Below are 20,476 nucleotides of genomic sequence, written 5' to 3' on the forward strand. Positions count from 1 at the left end.
CTTCTTAATCTACTACTTTAATTTAAGTTTGAATGTCTTTATTTCAAATGGTTTAATTGTGAAGTTAACTTTATTTTCATCTGCATTAAGTACTTCTAAGTCTCTTTCCATTAGGTTACATTCGCATATTTCTTCTATATCTTTAAAGAACTCTAAAGTAGCATTTGTTCTCTTGTTGTGGAACTCATACATTCTTACTATTAAGTGATCTGTATCTTCAGCCTTCTTAATAACTTCAATCATGATGTTTTCCTTATTTACCTTAACTAAGCTTAATTCATCTTCTAATTCTCCAGTATGTGCTTCTTCAACTTTTGCATATAGTGGAGTATTTAACTTATAAGCTTCATTAGCTGTCTTTGCCTTCTTCCAATCTCCTTCATGACTGTAGATTGAATATGTGAAGAAGTGTTCTTCCTTATCTGCATCTGGATTTGGATCACAAGATGATTTTAATAGAGTTAATCTCATATTTCCATCTTTGATGTCATGTCCATACTTTGAGTTATTAAGCAATGATACCCCAAAGTCTCCTTCTGATAAATCTGCCCACTTATGTCCACAAACTTCAAAGCTTGCAACATCCCATGAAGTATTATTATGTGTAGGTCTTGTAACATTTCCATATTGAATTTCGTAAGTTGCTTCTTTAGTATTTATATCAATTGGGAATGCTGCTTTAACAACTACATCTCTTTCTTTCCAATCTACATATGTGTCAAAATCAACTCTTTCTAAGTCATTGTATACATATACCTTTTGTACTATTGTTGATTCTAAGAATTTTCTTTCTATCTTTAATGTACTTCTTACTGGACCTCTTTCTATTACTTCAATGTTTTGAATATCATCTATCTTCCACATTTTTTCTTTATAGTAGATATCTATATCCCAGTTATCAAAGCACATTGGCTTATCTTCAAATGCTTGTATTTCATTTCCTATAGCACCATCTTTTAATATTTCTCTATTAGATGCTTTGTTTATGAATGATACAATTTGTCCCTTATTATCAAGCTCAATCTTGAAGAATTTATTTTCTGCTCCATTTTCAGAAACTTCTACAACATCATTAGATACTTTAGTTGCTTCTACTATCTTAAATGCCTTATGTCCATTAGCTGGAATATTTTCTGCAAAGAATATTGCTTTATTTCCATCTATCTTTTGGCATATTAGTTCTTCACCATTGTTATCTAAAACAGCAGGATTAGTTATATCTTCTGGAATATCAAATGTGGCTATATCACTTCTTTCAAATCCTAGAGTATTTGATACAACAACACTTCTATCCTTTAAGTTAATGTTTGAAGTAATATTTGATAAACCTTCTCCTATTAACTCTTTACCATTTTGTATTAATGCCTTGTATTCAACATCTGTTACATCATAAACTTCCTTTATTGATGAACCTGGTATAATATCATGGAATTGATTTAATAGTACTGTTTCCCATGAATCATTTATACTTCTGTATGGATAGTTATTTCCAAGTAACATTGACATTGAGTTTAACTTCTCTGCTGCTGTGTACATATTTTCGCAGATTCTGTTATCTCTCTTATTTCTAGCCATTGAAGTATATGTTCCTCTATGGTATTCAAGATATAATTCTCCAACCCACTTTGGTAATTTCTTATTTCCTGAAACTTGTTCTTCAAGTCTCTTGAAATAATCTAATGATGTACCCATCTTAACTCTTGGAGCTCCTGGTATCCCTTTAGCTAATCTTCTTCCATTTTCAAGCATTTCTAGAGTGGCACCACCACCACCATCTCCCCATCCAAAGGAAACTAGAACATCATTATTTATATTCTTGTTTTGGTATCTTCTCCATGCACCCATTATTGCATCTGGTTGAATATGTCCATTATAAGTTGTAAAGTGTGATTCTCTTTCTTGTCCTGGTCCAGTTGTTGTTATAAAGTGTGTTAATACTTCTGATCCATCTATTCCTTGCCACATGAAAGTATCATTTGGAATTTTATTAAATTGATTCCATGCAATCTTAGTTGTCATAAAGTAATCAACATCTGATTTCTTTAAAATTTGAGGAATAGCTGCTGAGTATCCAAATACATCTGGAAGCCATAATATCTTGTTATCAACATTAAATTCTTCTTTAAAGAATCTCTTTCCATGTAATATTTGTCTTACTAATGATTCTCCTGATGTTACATTACAATCAGCTTCAAGCCACATAGCTCCTTCTGGTTCCCAAACACCTTCTTCAATCTTTTCCTTAACTTTTGCATAAATTCCTGGATGATCTTCCTTTAAGAATTTATATAGTTGAGGTTGGCTTGACATAAATATATATTCTGGATATTCTTCCATAAGCTTTAATACTGTTGAAAAACTTCTTGCAACTTTTTCTCTAGTTTGAGCAACTGTCCAAAGCCATGCAACGTCTATATGAGTATGTCCAACACATGTTGCAATTACATCCTCATGTCCACATAATTCTCCATAGAACTTATCATTTAAGAACTCATTTGCCTTCTTTACGCTCTCATCATATAATTCTGTCTTTGGTCTTCTTAAATCAATTAAGTTAACTGCATCATTTAAAACAGTTATCATATCTATTCTGTTTTTATCTTCTTTATCTAGCTCTTTGCAAACATCTACTGGTACTTTTAAATTCCAGTATAATTCTCTTGCAGCCATATCAATTACTACTAACTTACCATGTAATGTAGCTTTTTTATCAGCAAGCATTCCTGCATACGCATGTAAGTCTATTTCATACTTTTGACCTGCAACTGCATCATGAGTTAATATGACTTCTCTATGATTTATATCAACACCTTGAATTTGTTCTCCATTAACATATAGGATAAATTGAGGATTTGTTGCATCCCATCCTTCTTCGAATGTATGAAAGTTTAAAGCTATAGTTTCTCCAGCAAAACTTTCTGGAACTTCAACTGAGCACTTAAACCATCCATGACAGTCTTTTCCTCCCCATAGATCTCCTGTTTTAAATTCTCTCCAACCATCTTCTGGTGCTTCTTTTATTAAATCAATATTATGATAGTTTCCATCTATATACATATAGTTCTCAAGATTAATTTGATCTCTATATACGTGTTTTGAAATTTCTCCACAAATTTTATCAATTCTTTCTAATAAATAATACATAATATATCCCTCTCTAACTTATATACTCTATTGTCTTTTATGATTAATTTATATTTATTAATTTAATTTTTACTCTTTTACTGCTCCAACTGTTAGTCCACTTACGAAATACTTTTGGAAGAATGGATATGCAAATATGATAGGAATTGTAGTTATAACAACTATTGCCATCTTAGCTGTATCCTTTGGCATTGCTGCAGCAGCTTCTACTGCATTTGTTCCAAGGGTAGCCGAGTTATTTGCTAAGAATTCCATTGATGTCTCCAATCTAATAAGTAAGTACTGTAATGGAACTAAACTATTTTTATCAATATAAAGCATTGCGTTAAACCAATCATTCCAGAATCCAAGTGTTAAGAATAATGCTATCGTTGCTATTGCTGGAAGTGATATTGGAAGAACTATCTTTAAGAATAATTTCCACTCTGATGCACCATCTATCTTAGCTGATTCTACAACTGCATCTGGTACTGTTGTCTTAAAGAATGTTCTAAGTATTATAATATGGAATGAACTTACGCATATAGGAAGTATCAATGCAAGTAAGTTATTCTTAAGTCCTAAGAAACTCGTTACAACCATATATGATGCAACCATACCACCTGAGAATAACATTGGTATAAATATTAGTTTTGTAAAGAACTTTTTATATGCAAAGTTCTTTCTTGATAGTGCATATGCATAAGTTGTCATAATTACAAGCCCTAATAATGTACCAGCTATAGTTATAAATATAGTTATTCCATATGATCTCATTATTTCTCCGCCTGAGAATACGAATTTATATGCTTCTAAACTCCACTCCTCTGGCCAAAATCTATATCCGTTCATTTGAAGTGCTTGCTCACTAGTAAATGATATAATAATAACGAATATAAATGGTATTATACAGAGTGCCGCTAATATACCAAAGAATATATTAAATGCAATATTTGTAGGTTTTGATATAGAGTTAAACTTATTTACTCCATCCACTTCTTCTTTACCTTTACTGAATATTTTATTTTTTATTTTATCTATCATAATCTACACCACCTTTACTCCTAGAAGAATGCATTTTCGTTATCTACTTTTCTAACGATTCCATTTGTAACTAATATTAATATTAATCCTACAAATGATTGATATAATGCTGCTGCTGAACTCATTCCTATATTTCCAAGGTTAGTAAGTCCTCTATAAACATAAGTATCTATAACATTTGTTACTGAGTATAATGCACCTGAGTTCTTTGGTAATTGATAGAATAATCCAAAGTCAGCTCTAAACATTCCCCCTACTGCTGTTATGAACATGATAATTAATACTGGTTTTAATAATGGAAGTGTAATATATTTTATTTGTTGCCACTTACTAGCTCCATCTATCATTGCCGCTTCAAAGTATGATTTATCTATTCCACATATTGATGCTAGATAAACAACTGTTCCATAACCTACACCTTTCCATTGACTCATGAAAATTATTATAAATGTCCAATATCTAGGTTCTGTATACCAAGATACACTATCCATTCCAAGCGTATTTAAAATTCCATTTACATATCCCTTCTCTGGGCTTAAGAATGCGAATAAACAGTAACTTACTATAACCCATGATAAGAAGTATGGTAAAAACATTGAACTTTGGTAGAACTTTGATAACTTCTTATTTAAAAGTTCCTTTAAAAGTATTGCAAAAGTTACTGGAAGAACTATTCCAAGTATTATAAATACTAAATTATATAAAACTGTATTTCTTGTTATTAACCAAGCATCACTACTCTGGAACAAGAACTCAAAGTTTTTAAGTCCAACCCACTTACTCTTAAATAAACTTTCAAGGAATCCACCATGTATTTTCCAATCCTTAAAGGCTATTATAATTCCAAACATAGGTAAGTATGCAAATATTAAAAACCATATACTTCCTGGTACAGTTAAAAGTAATAATTCTTTATTAGCCTTTAATCTTTTGAACCTTGATTCTTTTTTCTTTTTAGCTAACTTATCTACCTTTTTTACCTCTTCAACTTTATTTACTTTTTCTGCTTTTTCTACTTTTTTTACTTCGTCTACTTTCTGTATCTTTTCTACTTTATTTACTTTGTCTACTTTTTGTTTTTCTTCTACTTTTTCTAGATTTCCTACTTTAGACATTTACCCCTCTCCCTTCCGTTCTTGTAAACGTTCCCTAAGTTACTTAAAATATATCATATTTAATATTTACCTTTAAAGTTGAAATAATCTAGATTTAGTGTAGAAATTAGATGTATCTATTTTCAACTAATTTTATTGCATAAAAAGATCCCCTAATTGACTATAAATTTATAATTTAAATCAATTAGAGGATTAATTTTCTCTATTAATAATTTTTCATTTCTCTCAATGTTGATGGACAAACTCCATAATATTTTTTAAACTTTCTATAAAAATAACTAGTATCCGTATATCCTATAGCCTTAGCAATATCATTTATTTTCATATTAGTCTCTAATATAAGATCTTTAGCTTTAATATTCTTTGTCTTATTTAGATACTCTGAAAATGACATTCCAACTTCCTTAGAGAATATTCTTCCAAGGTATGAGCTATTTATATTATATTGTTGAGCAAGTGTCTTTAAACTTAACTCTTCATAATATCTATCATTTATATTATTTATAATTTGTTGTACTATAGGACTATACTTTATAGTATTTGAGCACATAGCATTTATAACTTCCTCAACTTCACTAATTATAAATGTTTTTACACTATCTCTTGTACTTTCATTACATAATTCTACTATAGTTGAACTTAAGCTATCTCGTACATACTTTTTATCTAACTTAAACTCATCAGAAATATTATCAATAAGTATTATTATTTTTACTGATAAATCATATATATTTCTCGGAGTTAACTTACTATTATCAAATATTTCTGTTAAATAATCCTTAGTTTTATTTATATTCTTTTCTATTATAAGCTTATTTAGCTTGTCTATTTCTGATGAAAAATTCATTCTATATTCTTCTATATCAGAAACTTTCTCTTTGTACAAGCACATGTTAGTTCCTTCTGTAAGCATGTATTTTTTTAATCTACATGCTACTCTGTAACTATTTTTTAGCTTATCTATAGAATCTACTGTATCACCTATTGCAATAAATACATCTACATTTAGAGTATTTATTAATTTATCTTTTATACGATTGTAATATTCTATAATTTCTTCTCTACTGCATCCTTCATTCCATGAATTAACTAATATAGTTTGACCATCAAACTTATGAATTATTTCATAGTTTCCAAGTGTATTCTCTTCTATAATTTCATCTATATTTATATACTTACCATCTTCATTTCGTTTACTTATGGTTATTGTTGCTACTGTATAATATTTTTCATTAAAATCTAAATTTATATCTTCTTTTATTTTATATATCTCTTCTTTATTTATTTTCCCATTTATAAATTCAATTAGCTTTCTATTTTTATCTAATATATTATTTTTATTTTTCTTCGCTAACTTAATAGACTTTACTATACTTATTAAAGATTCTTCAAGTTCTTCTTCATTAATAGGTTTTAATATATAACTTTCAACTCCATATGCTATTGCTTTTTTTGCATATGAAAATTCATCATATCCACTTAATATTATAAAATTAACACCTTCATCTATAGCTTTAATCTCTTTTATTAAATCAAGCCCACTCATTTTGGGCATATTTATATCTGTTACAACTATATTGACAGGATTTTCTTTAAACTTTTCAAGAGCCTCTTCCCCATTTTGTGCTGTGTTTACAACTTCTAAATTTAAATTTTCCCATTCAATTAAATTTAATAATCCTTGTGTAATAAGTTTTTCGTCATCGACCAACATAACCTTGTACATGAAATTACCCCTCTCTACATGGAAGTTTTATAACAACCATTACTCCTCTACCATTATTTAGTTCTAATCCAATACCATAATCATCACCATATGCAATTACAATTCTCTCATGAGCATTAGTAATGCCTATAGATTTCCCTTCATAATCTCTATTTTTCAGACTATTATTTATACTATTTATCCTTTCTTTAGTTGTCCCATTCCCATTATCTTTAACCATTATTATTATATCTGTGCCATCTTTTATTATGTTTATCTCTAGGTAATTATCAAAATCATCAAGTCTTATACCATGAACAAAGTAATTCTCAATTATAGGTTGTAATGTGAATTTTATTATTTCTTTGTCTAATAGACTCTCATCACAGTTAATCTTAAAATTAAACTTTTCATCATATCTGAATTTAAATATTTCTATATATTTAGTGCAATATTCTAACTCATCGCTTATAGTTATTACATCTTTATCCTTAACTTGCTTTCTAAATAAAAATGCTAATGTATATAACATTTTACCTACTTCTTTGTCCCCATTACAAATAGCAGTCATTCTTATACACTCTAATGTGTTATATAAAAAATGTGTATTAATCTGATTTTGAAGTGCTATCATTTCTGCTTTCTTTTGATCTAATTCTGCTAAGTAACTCTTTTCAATATATTTATTTAAATCTCTACACATATCATTAAAGTTTTCTGATATATATCTAATCTCATCATTCTCATCTTTTTTCTCATCTATAGGAATTGAAACATTCAAGTCACCATTTCTAACTTTTTCCATAGCAATTAATATATTATCTGTTCTATCACTAAATTTTTTAAGTTTAATAATTAAAACGCCTAAAGCTATTATAAATAATATTATATCTACAGCTATCAAAGAATTTAAAAATCCTTTTGGTAAACTGCGTACACTATTCCTATTAAATTTAGCTACTGTTGTTAAATTAGATTTACTAGTTATTTTATAAACATAATACTCTTGATTATCTAATTTTACTATATCCTGCCCATTTTCTAACTTTGGAAAATCATCATAATACTTGTACTCAAAGTCTTTATTAGAATCATAAACCACGAATTCATTTTCATCTAAAACCATAACTTCATATTCATCATTATATTTTTTTACAATATTTGAAATGTTATTCAAATCATACGTAAGCACTATAAGACCTTCACTTTTTAAACTAGTTGGATTTCTAATTTCCTTAACAAAGCTTACAGCATTTTTTTTACATATAACATTAGAAAAATTCTTATTGTTAAATATATATGACTTGTTTATTTTTTCGACTGCTATTTGATTAGTTCTATTAAATGATCTGGTTTCCATTCTATCATAACCAATAAATGATATATCTATTAAGCTACTATTTGAAATAAATGAGTTTCTAGTAAAATGTTCTACCCCCCTATAAAAATACTCATTGCTTTGAGAGAATTTATTTAGTTTACTCTTTAAATATGTAACATTATCTGTATTTAAAAAATGTATTATATCATCTACTACATAAGAATCATTATACATAGTTTCAACTATTGAGTTGCTAGAATTAGTCATTTCATTAAGTACATCGTTTACATCGTAAGCAACCTTCTCATTTACATACATATTATTATCAATATTCTCTTTATGTACCCTATTAATAAAGTAAATATCTAATGCTGTTATTAAAAGAAGTATTACAGATATATAAACAATAAATAGTCTTTTATATATCATTGATTTTCTGGCACGCATATTTAACACCCCTAAATTTTACTTACCTCTAAATATATTTAACCATAATAATTATTTCATTAAAAGATTTTTCTATGTAATATATTATATTTTTAGTGTATTTTTTCTAGTTTTTTGTATAAAAAATACATAATAAATTGAATATACTCATTGATTAAATTATACTATAGCTATTAAAGTAAACATTTTCAAAAGGAGAGTTCATTATGCAAGAAATTTTTAATTTAGACAAAATATTCGATACTTTTAATTATATTTTTTGGTTCTTTTTGTTAAATATCTTCTTCATGATATTTAATATTCCGGTTATTTTGTTTTTCTTATTTGTTGGTATAAGTAATGTTTTTACGTACTTTCCACTATTCTTAGTATGCTTAATTCCTACAGTACCTGCTTTCACTGTACTTTTATATTGCATGGGAAAGCTTATACGTACTAAAAGTTTAGATATAGTTAAAGATTTCATTAAAGGAGTTAAATTAAACTTCCTTCAATCTTTATCAATGTGGATTCCTGAGCTTCTTATAATATTAGCTTTATACTCTAATGTTAAGTTCTTCTCTACTGTTAATCATAATATGTTACTTACTTGTTTATTTGCATCACTGCTTATACTTGCAGCTGCAGTAACACCTCATTTATATATACTAATGAGTAGATTTTCAATGAAGAACTTCGATCTTTTGAAGACTTCTTTTATATTAACTTTTACAAGACCAATAATAACTATAACTAATATATTAATTCTAATTGTTTCACTTGTATTATTTGAAATAGCACCTGGAACAATGGCACTATTTATAGCTAGTATACTTGCTTTTTCACTTATATTTACGAATAAAGCACTATTACTTGAACTTGAACAAGCATCAAAAAATAATTCTTAATTATAAATATTTTGGAGGAAATTTTATGAACACTACTACAATTAATAAACTAGATATTATTAAAGATACTGTACGAGAAATAGGAACTGACTTATCAAATAAAATATCTGATGAAAAATTAAAGACTTTATTTTATAACTGTTTTATAAATACAATAGAGACAACTGTTGATGTATCAGAAAATGATGCTTTTGTAATAACAGGAGATATTCCTGCTATGTGGCTTAGAGATTCAACATCACAAATAGAGCACTACTTACCATTTGTTAAAGAGAATGAGTGCTTAAAAGATATATTTACTGGTCTTATTAAAAGACAAATGAAATGCATTTTAATAGATCCTTATGCTAATGCTTTTAATAAAGAAGCTAATGGTCAAAAGTGGGACAACGACATAACTAAAGATAGTCCTTGGGTATGGGAAAGAAAATATGAGATAGATTCTCTTTGTTATCCTGTACGTTTAATGTATAAATATTTTAAAGAAACTAACGATACATCTTTCTTTGATAAAGAAATAAGAACTGTGTTTAATATAATAATTGACTTATGGAAAACTGAGCAATATCACTTTGAGAAGTCGGATTACTCATTCCAAAGATTAAACTGCTCACCTACAGATACACTATGTAATAATGGGCTTGGAAATCCAGTAGGATTCACAGGTATGACTTGGTCAGGATTTAGACCTAGTGATGATGCTTGCCAATATGGATACTTAGTTCCTGCTAATATGTTTGCAAGTGTAGCTTTAGGTTATATTGAAGAAATTGCTGAAACTATATATAAAGATACTGAGCTTAAAGAAAAAGCAAGAAGCCTAAGATGTGAAATAGAAGCTGGTATAGAAAAGTTTGGTATAGTTCATGATGAAGAATTTGGTGATATATACGCTTATGAAGTAGATGGCCTTGGAAATTATAACTTTATGGATGATGCAAATGTCCCTAGTCTTCTATCAATACCTTATCTTGAGTTTAGAGGAATTGACGATGAAATATATCAGAATACACGAAGATTTATACTAAGTAAAAATAATCCATTCTACTACGAAGGAACTGAAGCTTGTGGTATAGGAAGTCCTCATACTCCACCTGAGTATATATGGCATATAGCACTTTCAATGCAAGGTCTTACTACTAATAATACAGATGAGATTAAAGACTTAATCAAAACTTTAATTTCAACTGATGCTGGTACAGGCTTTATGCATGAAGGCTTCTATTGTAATGATTCAAATCAATTTACTAGAGATTGGTTTGCTTGGTCAAACTCTCTATTTGCACATTTTATTTATGAAACAATAGTTAAAAATCAAATACACCTTTAAATAAAAATGGCTATCTTAAAATTCATTTTAAGATAGCCATTATTTTATTTAATTAATCAATTCTATAATTTATAAACCCTATATTCATATTTCTATTTTTCTCTATTAATTTTTCAACATTTGAAACATTATCTGACCAATTCATAGAGTAATTAAATTCTATAAATCCTCCTAAAGATGCCTTAAAATTAGTCTCCCAAATATTATTCATAACCCATGAATATAACTCATACTCATTATGATTTGTATATTTTTCATGAAACAATTTTTTAGAGTTCTCATATTGAAGCTTTGATGTATATATTAATGATGTATCTGGCATTGATATACTAACTCCATAGTTATTTTCTATTAAAGCAATTCCATCTTGAACTAAAAAAAAGTCACAATTAGTTCCAGGTAATTGATCTTTTTTTACTTGGATTGTGCATCCAGTTTTCTCACAATATAAATCCATCTTTTTATTATTAAATGCAAAAGGCATTGCAATGTATAAACTTTCTGGATCCCATACACTATCTTTATTAACTAGTACATTTATATCTGCTCTCTTGTTATCATTATAAACTTTAATTATTACTTCCAATAAGCTTGTTCCTTTAAGGCTTAATTTTAAGTGTATTTTACCAAATATTTTCCCAACTTCCGTTACTTCTATTGAATCTATAGTAGGATAATGCACCTTTGCATTCTTTCCTCTCATATTGCGGCCTAATACTTGTCTAACTTTATATTGAGCTTCAGCAGTTTGTCCTTCACCCCTAGTTAATTCATATATAGGCATGAATGCTCCTGTTTTCGCATCATTATCTATCAATTCTACATTGTTTATCTTATCAAACCAACTTATTATCCCTCTATCGTAATTCCACTCTATTTTTAAGTGATTATTTTCATAAATTTGATCATACTTTTTAATATTATTCTCTTCTTCATACACATATATATCGTCTATTCTTTGACAACACATATTTTCATTTTTTATTTTTACATATGGAACTTCATTCTCTAGCCTTTTAATTATTAAAGTTCGCTCTTCTTTAGGATTTAAAGTAATTATGAAATTAATATATTTGCCTCTTGGATGATTTTCGCTTTGAGTTAAGTATCTATTCCCTAAATTATCCTCTACAACCTCTTCTAGATCTGATGTCTCCCAATAATCTAATGACAACTTAACACATTCAGTTACTTTTATATTATGAGGATTAATTATTTTAAATTTTGGTTTTCTGTTAGGCTTTAAACTACTCATACCTTTCTTCTCTAATATAAAGTTATAATTTCTTATTGCAGCCTCATGAGCGTTTATAGCATATGATGCATTTTTATAATCGAGAAGATTTACAAAACTATTCCATGGGTTTGTTATTGATGAAGAATGTCCCCATGTATGCTCTGCATAAAGTGCTAGCATATCCTCACATCTATTTATAAGATTTCTATCACTTAATTTAAAATCTTCATCTAGTAATTTAGTGGTTTTTAATACTCTTTGTGCTTCTTTGAATATTTTATTTACATGTGGAGTACTTCCAACACCAAACGCCCACCAATCAGGCCAATCTCCTCTATAAGTAGGTATTTGTTCATTAGCTTTTTCTAAATTCTTAAAGAAATTCTCTAATGTTGTCATCTTTATAGTTACTTCTTCTCCAAACTCTTTATTCCACCAATTAATAAAGTCTAATACTTCTATATTAGGAGAACCATTGTCTGTTGGTAACCCATGAATAGTTATAGGAACAAAGTTGTATTCATAATCTTGTTTTTCAAGCCCCTTTAAATATCTAAACATTCTAATTGTTCCATACTCTTTTAATTTATCTCTAGTAAATGTTGATTCTAATTCATCTCTATTTATATACGAGCCTGTAGCAGTGCCTACCATTCCAAACTCATTTCCAAAATGATAATGCTCTCCATTCCATACTAATATTTTATTTCCTTTTGGAGTTTCCCAATAAAATGGAGTTTGTTTTTTAAATAGTGGATACATTCCATGATGTGTATGAACACAAGAAAATAAATTTCTTATTCCACAATCATATAGTGCATCTGAATAACCCCAACTATATCCATTAATATCAGCGGTCATTGCACTATTTATATCTATTCCTATACTCTTACAGTAATTAACCCCTTTTAAAATTTGATTTTTCAAATTATCATAATCTATAAGCTCATTAAAATTCAGATAGTTACCTGTAATCTCTATTCCTACGTTTTTAACACAAGTTTCAAAACGCTTCTTCCATTCATTATCTACATATTTTAAGAAGCTCTCAACACCCCAAAAGCTTTCGCAGGTCCAAATGAACTCTCCTTCTTTTCCTACTTGTCTCAGCTTTTCGCTTATTTCAATAGCTTGTTTAATAAAATTTATATGATATAACTCTATGGTTTCTTGGCTTTGTGTGTATCCTATATCCGTATGTGAATGATGTATAAGTAATACTTCCCATTTTCTATTCAAGTTTACTGGCTTCATATATATTCCTCACTTCAAATTATTTTATAAATTTAATTTTTTATATTTTATTTCGCCTTTTCCATACTCAAATTAAACTTTACATAAATTACACTTACTACTTTAATTAAATTACATAGATTTATTATCTTAATAATGAGCTAAATTATATTTCTATCTATAAATTTTATAATCCTATTCTTTTAATTTATCTCAAGCTCTGCAATTACCGGATAATGATCTGATGGATACCCCTCATAGATTGTTCTATCATCTATATATAATTTATTGCAACTGATACCATTTGATATTAGTATAAAGTCTATTATTCCTCCATCATATCCTCCTTTAAAATCGTGGAAAGTACCTTTTATACTATGACTTACTTCATCATAGATATTTCTTAAGTAAGAATCACCTATCTTAAATTCCTTTATAATATCAAGAACTTTATCACCTAAATAACAATTAAAATCTCCCATTATAATAAATGGTATTTCACTAGATTTAAATTCTAATCTAGCAAAATGTAATATGATTTTTATTCCCTCTTCTCTAGCTAGTTTACTTTCATGATCTAGGTGAGTATTGTAAATTATAAATTCTTTTCCCGATTTCTTTTCTTTAAATTTTGCCCATGTACAAATTCTTGTGCATGCACTATTAAAGCTTTTACTTCCCTTTACTAATGGTGTTTCCGATAACCAAAATTGATTCCATTTAATTAATTCTAATTCATCTTTTTTATAAAATATTGCGCTATATTCTCCTTTATCAAAACCATCACGACCTTCTCCAATAAAAGAATATTCTTCTAATTCCTTACTCATATCATTAAGCATATAAATAAGTCCTTCTTGAGTTCCTATACATATAGGATTATTATCTTTTATTATTTTACCTATCCTTTTTAATCTAATCTCCCAATCATTTGTTCCATCATCTATAAAATCATACTTTAAGTTAAAGGTCATAAAATTATTTCTCATAGTTTCTCCTTATTTTCTATATTATTTTATAAATATAAATCCCACTTTCTCTTCTTCTATGCCTTGATGTATATACTCTATGCTTGTATTTTCTTTGCTACATTTTACCTTAGATAAATTATATTTTCCTTCTTTATATTCCATAGTGTTTCCATCATCAAAGTAATGCACTGTACTAGCTTCTTCGCCATATACTTTAAATGTAACCTTATCTGGTCTATTCTCTACATTCATGTAGCTCTCTGTATAAGCAGGTATCATACTTCCTTCTTTTACAAACACTAATATATCTTCTAATTCACAATCTAATTTATATCTTCTATTTCCTTCATACTTTTTATTTGTATGATAGTTGTACCAATTTCCCTCAGGTAAGTATACAACCTTACTTCTTTCACCTTCACAAAGTACTGGAGCAATCAACATCTTATCCCCAAGCATAAACTCTTCTTTCATATTTTGAACATTTTTATCCTTTGGATATTCCATAACTAGTGGTCTAAATACTGGTAATCCACTATTATGTGATTCATAGAATAAATCATATATATATGGTAGTAACTCATATCTTAGCTTTATTGCATCCCTTGATATATCTTCTGTTTTTTCTCCAAAGGCCCAAGGTTCTTGTCTTCTTGTATACATATTTGAGTGATTTCTAAATATAGGTAGAAATGTTCCAAGTTGCATCCATCTTATAAATAACTCTTCTGTTACATCTAATCCAAATCCGCCTACATCATTTCCTACAAATGAGAATCCACTTATACCTAAATTAGCATTCATTGATATAGACATCCTCATTTGACCCCAAAGGCTCATATTGTCTCCTGTCCATACTGAAGAATATCTTTGCCCACCTGCATATGTTGCTCTTGTCATTGAGAATTCTCTTTTATTCTTATCTAATTCCTTCTGTGCCTCATGAGAACATCTACTCATTTCAAGTCCATATCTATTATGGAATCCTTTATGTTCAATTGTTCCATAGTCACTATTATGAATACATGACTCTAGCATAGTCTTATGATCATTATTAAATACACAAGGCTCATTCATATCATTCCATATACCATCTATATTATATTTAGATATAAATGACTTTAACTCTGATTTCCACCACTTTCTACATTCTTCATTAGAGAAATCAGGAAAAGCACTATCCCCTGGCCATACTGCACCAACAAATACCTCACCATCTAACTTTTTAGTAAAGTGTCCTAGTTCTTTTCCTCTTCTATATACTTCGTAATCTTCATCTACCTTAACTCCTGGATCTAATATTGTTATAGTCTTTATTCCCTTTTCTTTTAATCTACTTATAAGTCCAGCCGCATCATCAAAATGTGGTGTTTTAAATGTCATTACTCTAAATCCATCCATGTAATCTATATCTAAATAAACTACATCCAGTGGTATTTCTTTCTCTTCAAAAGTCTTTACTAATTCATCAACTTCCTCTTGAGTAAAATAACTAAATCTATTTTGCTGATATCCAAGACTCCATAGTGGTGGCATTTCCATTTTCCCTGTCAAGTTTGAATACTCTTGTACAACTTCCTTTATATCATCACCTAATATAAAGTAGTATTGAATTTGTCCACCATTTGCTCCAAAGAATATTCTATCTCCATATTGTTTTCCCATATCAAAGAAGCTTCTAAAGCTATTATCAAAGAATAAGCCATAACAACTCTCTTCCTTTAGTCCAACATAAAAAGGTATTGTCTTATAATACATTGTTGAATCATCATCAGTTTCAGGATCATCTGTATTATAATTTTCTGTATAGCTTCCCTTCTTATTTAAATCTCCACCTTTTTCTCCTAAGCCATAGTAAGCATGACAATCATTTATCTTTGATATATATATAGTTCCTTCATTGTCTTTAAAAGAGGGCTCAAAATCCTCACAAACAACATTTCCTTCTATATCTTCAAATCTAACTTCACTAGTTAATTTATTTATTATAGTAACTATCTTTCTACCCTTTATTACAATATTAGTCCCTACTTCTTCTACATCTAAGTTAATACTAGTATTATTTGATTCTAGTATAACTGCATTAGTTTCTATTGATTTCTCATTTTTCTCCCCTAAGAAAACCTTTACTATAGAATCATTAAAATAGATTATGTCTAGCTTAACTGATGAGAAATAAACTTCCACACTATTATCACTTACAATATAATCTCTATATGCCCTAAGTCCACCTTTATAACTTTTAAATTCTTTGCTTAAAGTCTCTCTATAATTTAATTGACTCATACTCTCTTACTCCTTTTTATAAATGATATATTTTTCATTTTAATAATTTTATCATTTTAAAATTGTAATTTCACGGTTTTGAAATAAGAGTATTTATTTACATATACTTTTTACACAATATATATAATAAGTACATCCTTGTAGTAAATATGCATTTTATCTAATAAAAAAATACACATAATAGGCTTAACTATTATGTGTATTTTTCTTATTTATTTTGCTATAAAGAAACTATTTTAAGATGGTTCTCTTAATTCTTATAAATCATCTATTAATGTTGCTGCTTTTGCATATGCAGTTGATTTGGCTTCAAAGAAGTCTGTCTTAACAGAATTTGCATTCGCTTGTCTATCAACCCATTCAGCTGGATTTGTATCATATCCAGCATATAAAGGATCTAATCCTATAGCTTTTAATCTCATATTACCTAAATACTTTATATAATCTTCAATAAGCTTTTTATTTATTCCTTGTATACTGTCTCCTATTACATAGTGACCCCATGCAATTTCGTTTTCTACTCCAGTTTTCATCATTTCTATTAATTCAGCCTTTAGCTCTTCAGTAAACATTTCAGGTTCCTCTTTTTGAAGTTCTCTTATTATGCTTCTAAATAACCAAAGATGAGTATTTTCATCTCTATTTATATATCTTATTTCCTGTGCTGAGCCTGGCATCTTACCATTTCTCTCTAAGTTATAGAAGAACATAAACCCTGAATAGAAGTAGATTCCTTCTAGTATATAATTAGCCATTATTGTCTTCATTAAGTTATGTCTTGTTGGCTCATTTACAAATGTATTATATTGATCGCCTATAAATTTATTTCTTTCAAGAAGTATCTTATCATCTTTCCATTGGTAAAGAATTTCATTTCTCTTCTCTGGTGAACATATTGTATCTAGCATATAACTATAACTTTGTGAGTGAACAGCTTCTTGGAATGCCTGTATTGTTAAGCAAAGATTAACCTCACTTGCTGTTATATAATTATTTATGTTCCCAAGATTAGCTGTTTGTATTGAATCTAAGAATATTAAGAATGAAAGAATCTTATCGTAAGCTGTTCTTTCTTCTTCTGTTAATTTCTTATAATCCTTTAAGTCCTGTGCTAAATTTATTTCTTCTGGTATCCAGAAATTATTCATACCTTGTCTGTACCAATCTGATACCCAAGTATATTTCATATTATTAAAATCATTAAGATTTGTAGTGTTTCCATTTATCATTCTTTTTTTTGAAGTCTCTGTATCTCCAAATTCATTGAAAAGCGGCTTCTTATTTATATCAAACATATAGTAGTACCTCCTAAATTCTAAGCAGAACAGCTCTCACAATCACCAACTTCAAGTGATTTACTTCTAACATAATATATTGATTTCACACCTGATTTGCATGCTTCTATATAAAGATTCATTATTGCTCTCATTGTATAATTTGTTGTTATATAAAGATTAAATGACTGACCTTGGTCAATATGTCTCTGTCTTACTCCATTCATCTTTATACACCATTCTTGATCTATATTATAAGCAGAATTATAATACCAATATGTTTCTTCTGAAAGATTAGGCGCAGTCTTTGGAACTATGCTTCCTTTCTTTTCTTCAAGCCAGAATCTTGATATTACAGGGTCTACCCCTTCTGAGGTTCCAGCTAGCGTTGCAGTTGATCCATTTGGTGCAATTGCCATAAGATATCCGTTTCTCATTCCATACTTTTTAACTTCATCTTGAAGTTCATTCCATCTATCTGAGTTATACTCTCTTATCTTAAAGTAATCTCCATTTTCCCAATCTGATCCTTTAAATACACTATAACTTCCCTTTTCTTTCGCAATCTTCATACTTGCCTTTATTGCATAGTAATTTATATTTTCATATACTTTATCTGCAAATTCTTTATGTTCTTCTGCTGTAAAGTGTACTCTATTATTAGCAAGCATATGATGATATCCAGATGTTCCAAGTCCTACACCTCTATATTTCTTGTTAGTTACTTCTGCATATGGCACTGAATAGTAATTTAAATCAATAACATTATCCATAGCTCTTATTTGAGTTTCAACTACATATTCAATCTCTTCTTCTCTTGTAACATCAACATTCCCAAGAACAACTGATGAAAGATTACATACAACAAAATCTCCGGCCTTAGTCTTTTCAACAACAACTTTTTCGCCATCTTCATCTATTATCTCTGACTTTTGTATATCCATTGGACTCATATTTTGCATTATTTCTGTACAAAGATTTGATGAATATATAGTTCCAGTATGTTTATTAGGATTCATCTTATTTGCAGCATCTCTATAGAATGCAAATGGTGTTCCAGTTTCTGCTGCACTCTTAATTATAAGACGTACTATATCTTTTACTTTCATAACACGCTTATCAATTCTTTCATCATTTACACAATCATAATATCTTTTTTCCCATTCATCCCCATAAAAATCTTCTAGTGAATATCCTTTAACCTGTCTTATCTCATGTGGACACATCATATACCAGTTACCATCTATATCTTCTTCTGCCATCTTCCAGAAAAGATTTGGATAACATAAACCTGGGAATACATCATGTGCCTTCTTTCTATCATCCCCATTGTTTGTCCTTACTTGAAGGAACTCTGGGATATCTTTGTGCCATGCATCAAGCCATATAGCAACTGAGCCATTTCTAACACCTAATTGATCAACAGCTATAGCTGTATCATTAAATAATTTAACCCATGGTATTACTCCACCTGATGCTCCCTTAAATCCTCTTATCGGTGATCCAAGTGCTCTTATCTTACCTATATAAATACCCATTCCGCCACCAAATTTTGATACCTCTGAAAAGTTATCAAGTGATTTATATATTCCCTTTAAACTATCATTTACTGTATCTATAAAACATGAGCTTAATTGATAGAAAGGCTTTCTTGCATTAGCCATTGTAGGAGTTGCCATTGTTGCTTTAAGTGAACTTAAAACATCATAAAATCTCTTTGCCCAGTATATTCTTCTCTCTGGCTTTTCAGGTATAGCTAAATGCATTGCTATTCCCATAAACATTTGCTGTGGTAACTCTAAGACTTTTCTATTGAAATTTTCAACTAGATATCTTCCACTTAATAATTTTATTCCGCTATATGTGAATAGAAAATCTCTTTCTGGTTTTAATTCTCTTTCCAGCTCATATATATCCTCTTTTGAGTAATTTTCTAATATATATTCTCCGTATAACTTTTGTTCTGTTAAGCTTTCTATAAATCCATATAAATCATTATATGGATTCTCTTCATTATCTAAACCCCTATTTTTTCTTACTTCATCATAAAGTTTATACACATGTAACTTAGAAGCTACATATTGCCAATCTGGCTCCATATCTGTAGTAAGTTCTAACGAAACCTGAATTAATGAATCTCGTATCTCTAAATGACTCATTCCAGGTCTTATTATTAAATCTAACTTTTCTTTTAATCTATCTATAGTGTACGTTTCAGAATCATTAATTGATTCTAACCCTAATGCACAAAGCTCCTGTATTCTATCCACCAAAGTCCCCTCCAACAATATGTAGTATATTAATATTGTGTTTTTACCGAACCAACACAATATATTGACTTAATATATTATAGTTTTTATAAAGTAATGTGTAAAATTTTATAAAGCTTGCTATTGTATCTTATTGCGTAATTTTATCTAATAAGCTTTAAATATCTCTCTTTTTTAATAACTTTTATCCTTTGACAACTCAAACTATAAGACATTAATTATTTATACATTAT

At 28.8% G+C, this 20,476-nt stretch carries 12 protein-coding genes; 2 read left to right on the plus strand and 10 right to left on the minus strand.

The window, feature by feature from the left end:
• Positions 1-12: 12 nt before the first annotated feature.
• From K5V21_RS04475 to K5V21_RS04495, 5 genes are all read right to left on the minus strand, one after another.
• Positions 13-3,144 (minus strand): alpha-mannosidase, encoded by a 3,132-nt coding sequence (locus tag K5V21_RS04475; protein ID WP_221859547.1) that lies wholly within the window; start codon positions 3,142-3,144, stop codon positions 13-15.
• A 69-nt stretch (positions 3,145-3,213) separates the two neighbouring features.
• A complete protein-coding gene (locus K5V21_RS04480) occupies positions 3,214-4,167 on the minus strand; it encodes a carbohydrate ABC transporter permease (RefSeq protein ID WP_204595582.1) in 954 nt (317 codons plus the stop codon).
• A 20-nt stretch (positions 4,168-4,187) separates the two neighbouring features.
• On the minus strand, positions 4,188-5,282 hold the full coding sequence (locus K5V21_RS04485; RefSeq protein WP_221859549.1) for an ABC transporter permease: 1,095 nt from the start codon (positions 5,280-5,282) through the stop codon (positions 4,188-4,190).
• 205 nt (positions 5,283-5,487) lie between these two features.
• Positions 5,488-7,008 carry a response regulator transcription factor gene (locus K5V21_RS04490; protein WP_221859551.1) on the minus strand — a complete coding sequence of 507 codons (1,521 nt, stop codon included), beginning with the start codon at positions 7,006-7,008 and terminating at the stop codon, positions 5,488-5,490.
• 4 nt (positions 7,009-7,012) lie between these two features.
• A complete protein-coding gene (locus K5V21_RS04495; protein WP_221859552.1) occupies positions 7,013-8,755 on the minus strand; it encodes a sensor histidine kinase in 1,743 nt (580 codons plus the stop codon).
• A gap of 206 nt (positions 8,756-8,961) precedes the next feature.
• Here K5V21_RS04495 and K5V21_RS04500 point away from each other — a divergent pair, with 206 nt between their 5' ends.
• Positions 8,962-9,642 (plus strand): DUF624 domain-containing protein, encoded by a 681-nt coding sequence (locus K5V21_RS04500; protein WP_221859554.1) that lies wholly within the window; start codon positions 8,962-8,964, stop codon positions 9,640-9,642.
• Between the two features lie 25 nt (positions 9,643-9,667).
• Positions 9,668-10,972 carry a glycoside hydrolase family 125 protein gene (locus K5V21_RS04505; protein ID WP_221859556.1) on the plus strand — a complete coding sequence of 435 codons (1,305 nt, stop codon included), beginning with the start codon at positions 9,668-9,670 and terminating at the stop codon, positions 10,970-10,972.
• Positions 10,973-11,024: 52 nt separating this feature from the next.
• Here K5V21_RS04505 and K5V21_RS04510 read toward each other — a convergent pair whose 3' ends face one another.
• The 5 genes from K5V21_RS04510 to K5V21_RS04530 all read right to left on the minus strand — a co-directional run bounded on the left by K5V21_RS04510 (position 11,025) and on the right by K5V21_RS04530 (position 20,243).
• Positions 11,025-13,463: a glycoside hydrolase family 38 N-terminal domain-containing protein gene (locus tag K5V21_RS04510; RefSeq protein WP_221859558.1), complete on the minus strand. Its 2,439-nt coding sequence runs from the start codon at positions 13,461-13,463 to the stop codon at positions 11,025-11,027.
• Between the two features lie 182 nt (positions 13,464-13,645).
• Positions 13,646-14,431, minus strand: coding sequence for an endonuclease/exonuclease/phosphatase family protein (locus tag K5V21_RS04515; protein ID WP_221859560.1), 786 nt, complete (start codon positions 14,429-14,431; stop codon positions 13,646-13,648).
• 21 nt (positions 14,432-14,452) lie between these two features.
• Complete coding sequence (locus K5V21_RS04520; protein ID WP_221859561.1) at positions 14,453-16,699, minus strand: glycoside hydrolase family 31 protein; 2,247 nt, start codon at positions 16,697-16,699, stop codon at positions 14,453-14,455.
• Between the two features lie 257 nt (positions 16,700-16,956).
• Positions 16,957-17,994 carry a ribonucleotide-diphosphate reductase subunit beta gene (locus K5V21_RS04525; protein ID WP_204595591.1) on the minus strand — a complete coding sequence of 346 codons (1,038 nt, stop codon included), beginning with the start codon at positions 17,992-17,994 and terminating at the stop codon, positions 16,957-16,959.
• Between the two features lie 20 nt (positions 17,995-18,014).
• Positions 18,015-20,243, minus strand: a complete 2,229-nt coding sequence (locus tag K5V21_RS04530; protein ID WP_221859562.1) for a ribonucleoside-diphosphate reductase subunit alpha — start codon at positions 20,241-20,243, stop codon at positions 18,015-18,017.
• Positions 20,244-20,476 lie beyond the last annotated feature (233 nt).

This window comes from Clostridium sardiniense (assembly GCF_019753795.1).
GTDB classification, from domain to species: Bacteria; Bacillota; Clostridia; order Clostridiales; family Clostridiaceae; genus Clostridium; species Clostridium sardiniense.

What these genes read in the sequence shown, in the direction of transcription:
- K5V21_RS04475 (WP_221859547.1), bottom strand. Translation starts at nt 3,144, where the DNA reads ATGTATTATTTATTAGAAAGAATTGATAAAATTTGTGGAGAAATTTCA.
- K5V21_RS04480 (WP_204595582.1), bottom strand. Translation starts at nt 4,167, where the DNA reads ATGATAGATAAAATAAAAAATAAAATATTCAGTAAAGGTAAAGAAGAA.
- K5V21_RS04485 (WP_221859549.1), bottom strand. Translation starts at nt 5,282, where the DNA reads ATGTCTAAAGTAGGAAATCTAGAAAAAGTAGAAGAAAAACAAAAAGTA.
- K5V21_RS04490 (WP_221859551.1), bottom strand. Translation starts at nt 7,008, where the DNA reads ATGTACAAGGTTATGTTGGTCGATGACGAAAAACTTATTACACAAGGA.
- K5V21_RS04495 (WP_221859552.1), bottom strand. Translation starts at nt 8,755, where the DNA reads ATGCGTGCCAGAAAATCAATGATATATAAAAGACTATTTATTGTTTAT.
- K5V21_RS04500 (WP_221859554.1), top strand. Translation starts at nt 8,962, where the DNA reads ATGCAAGAAATTTTTAATTTAGACAAAATATTCGATACTTTTAATTAT.
- K5V21_RS04505 (WP_221859556.1), top strand. Translation starts at nt 9,668, where the DNA reads ATGAACACTACTACAATTAATAAACTAGATATTATTAAAGATACTGTA.
- K5V21_RS04510 (WP_221859558.1), bottom strand. Translation starts at nt 13,463, where the DNA reads ATGAAGCCAGTAAACTTGAATAGAAAATGGGAAGTATTACTTATACAT.
- K5V21_RS04515 (WP_221859560.1), bottom strand. Translation starts at nt 14,431, where the DNA reads ATGAGAAATAATTTTATGACCTTTAACTTAAAGTATGATTTTATAGAT.
- K5V21_RS04520 (WP_221859561.1), bottom strand. Translation starts at nt 16,699, where the DNA reads ATGAGTCAATTAAATTATAGAGAGACTTTAAGCAAAGAATTTAAAAGT.
- K5V21_RS04525 (WP_204595591.1), bottom strand. Translation starts at nt 17,994, where the DNA reads ATGTTTGATATAAATAAGAAGCCGCTTTTCAATGAATTTGGAGATACA.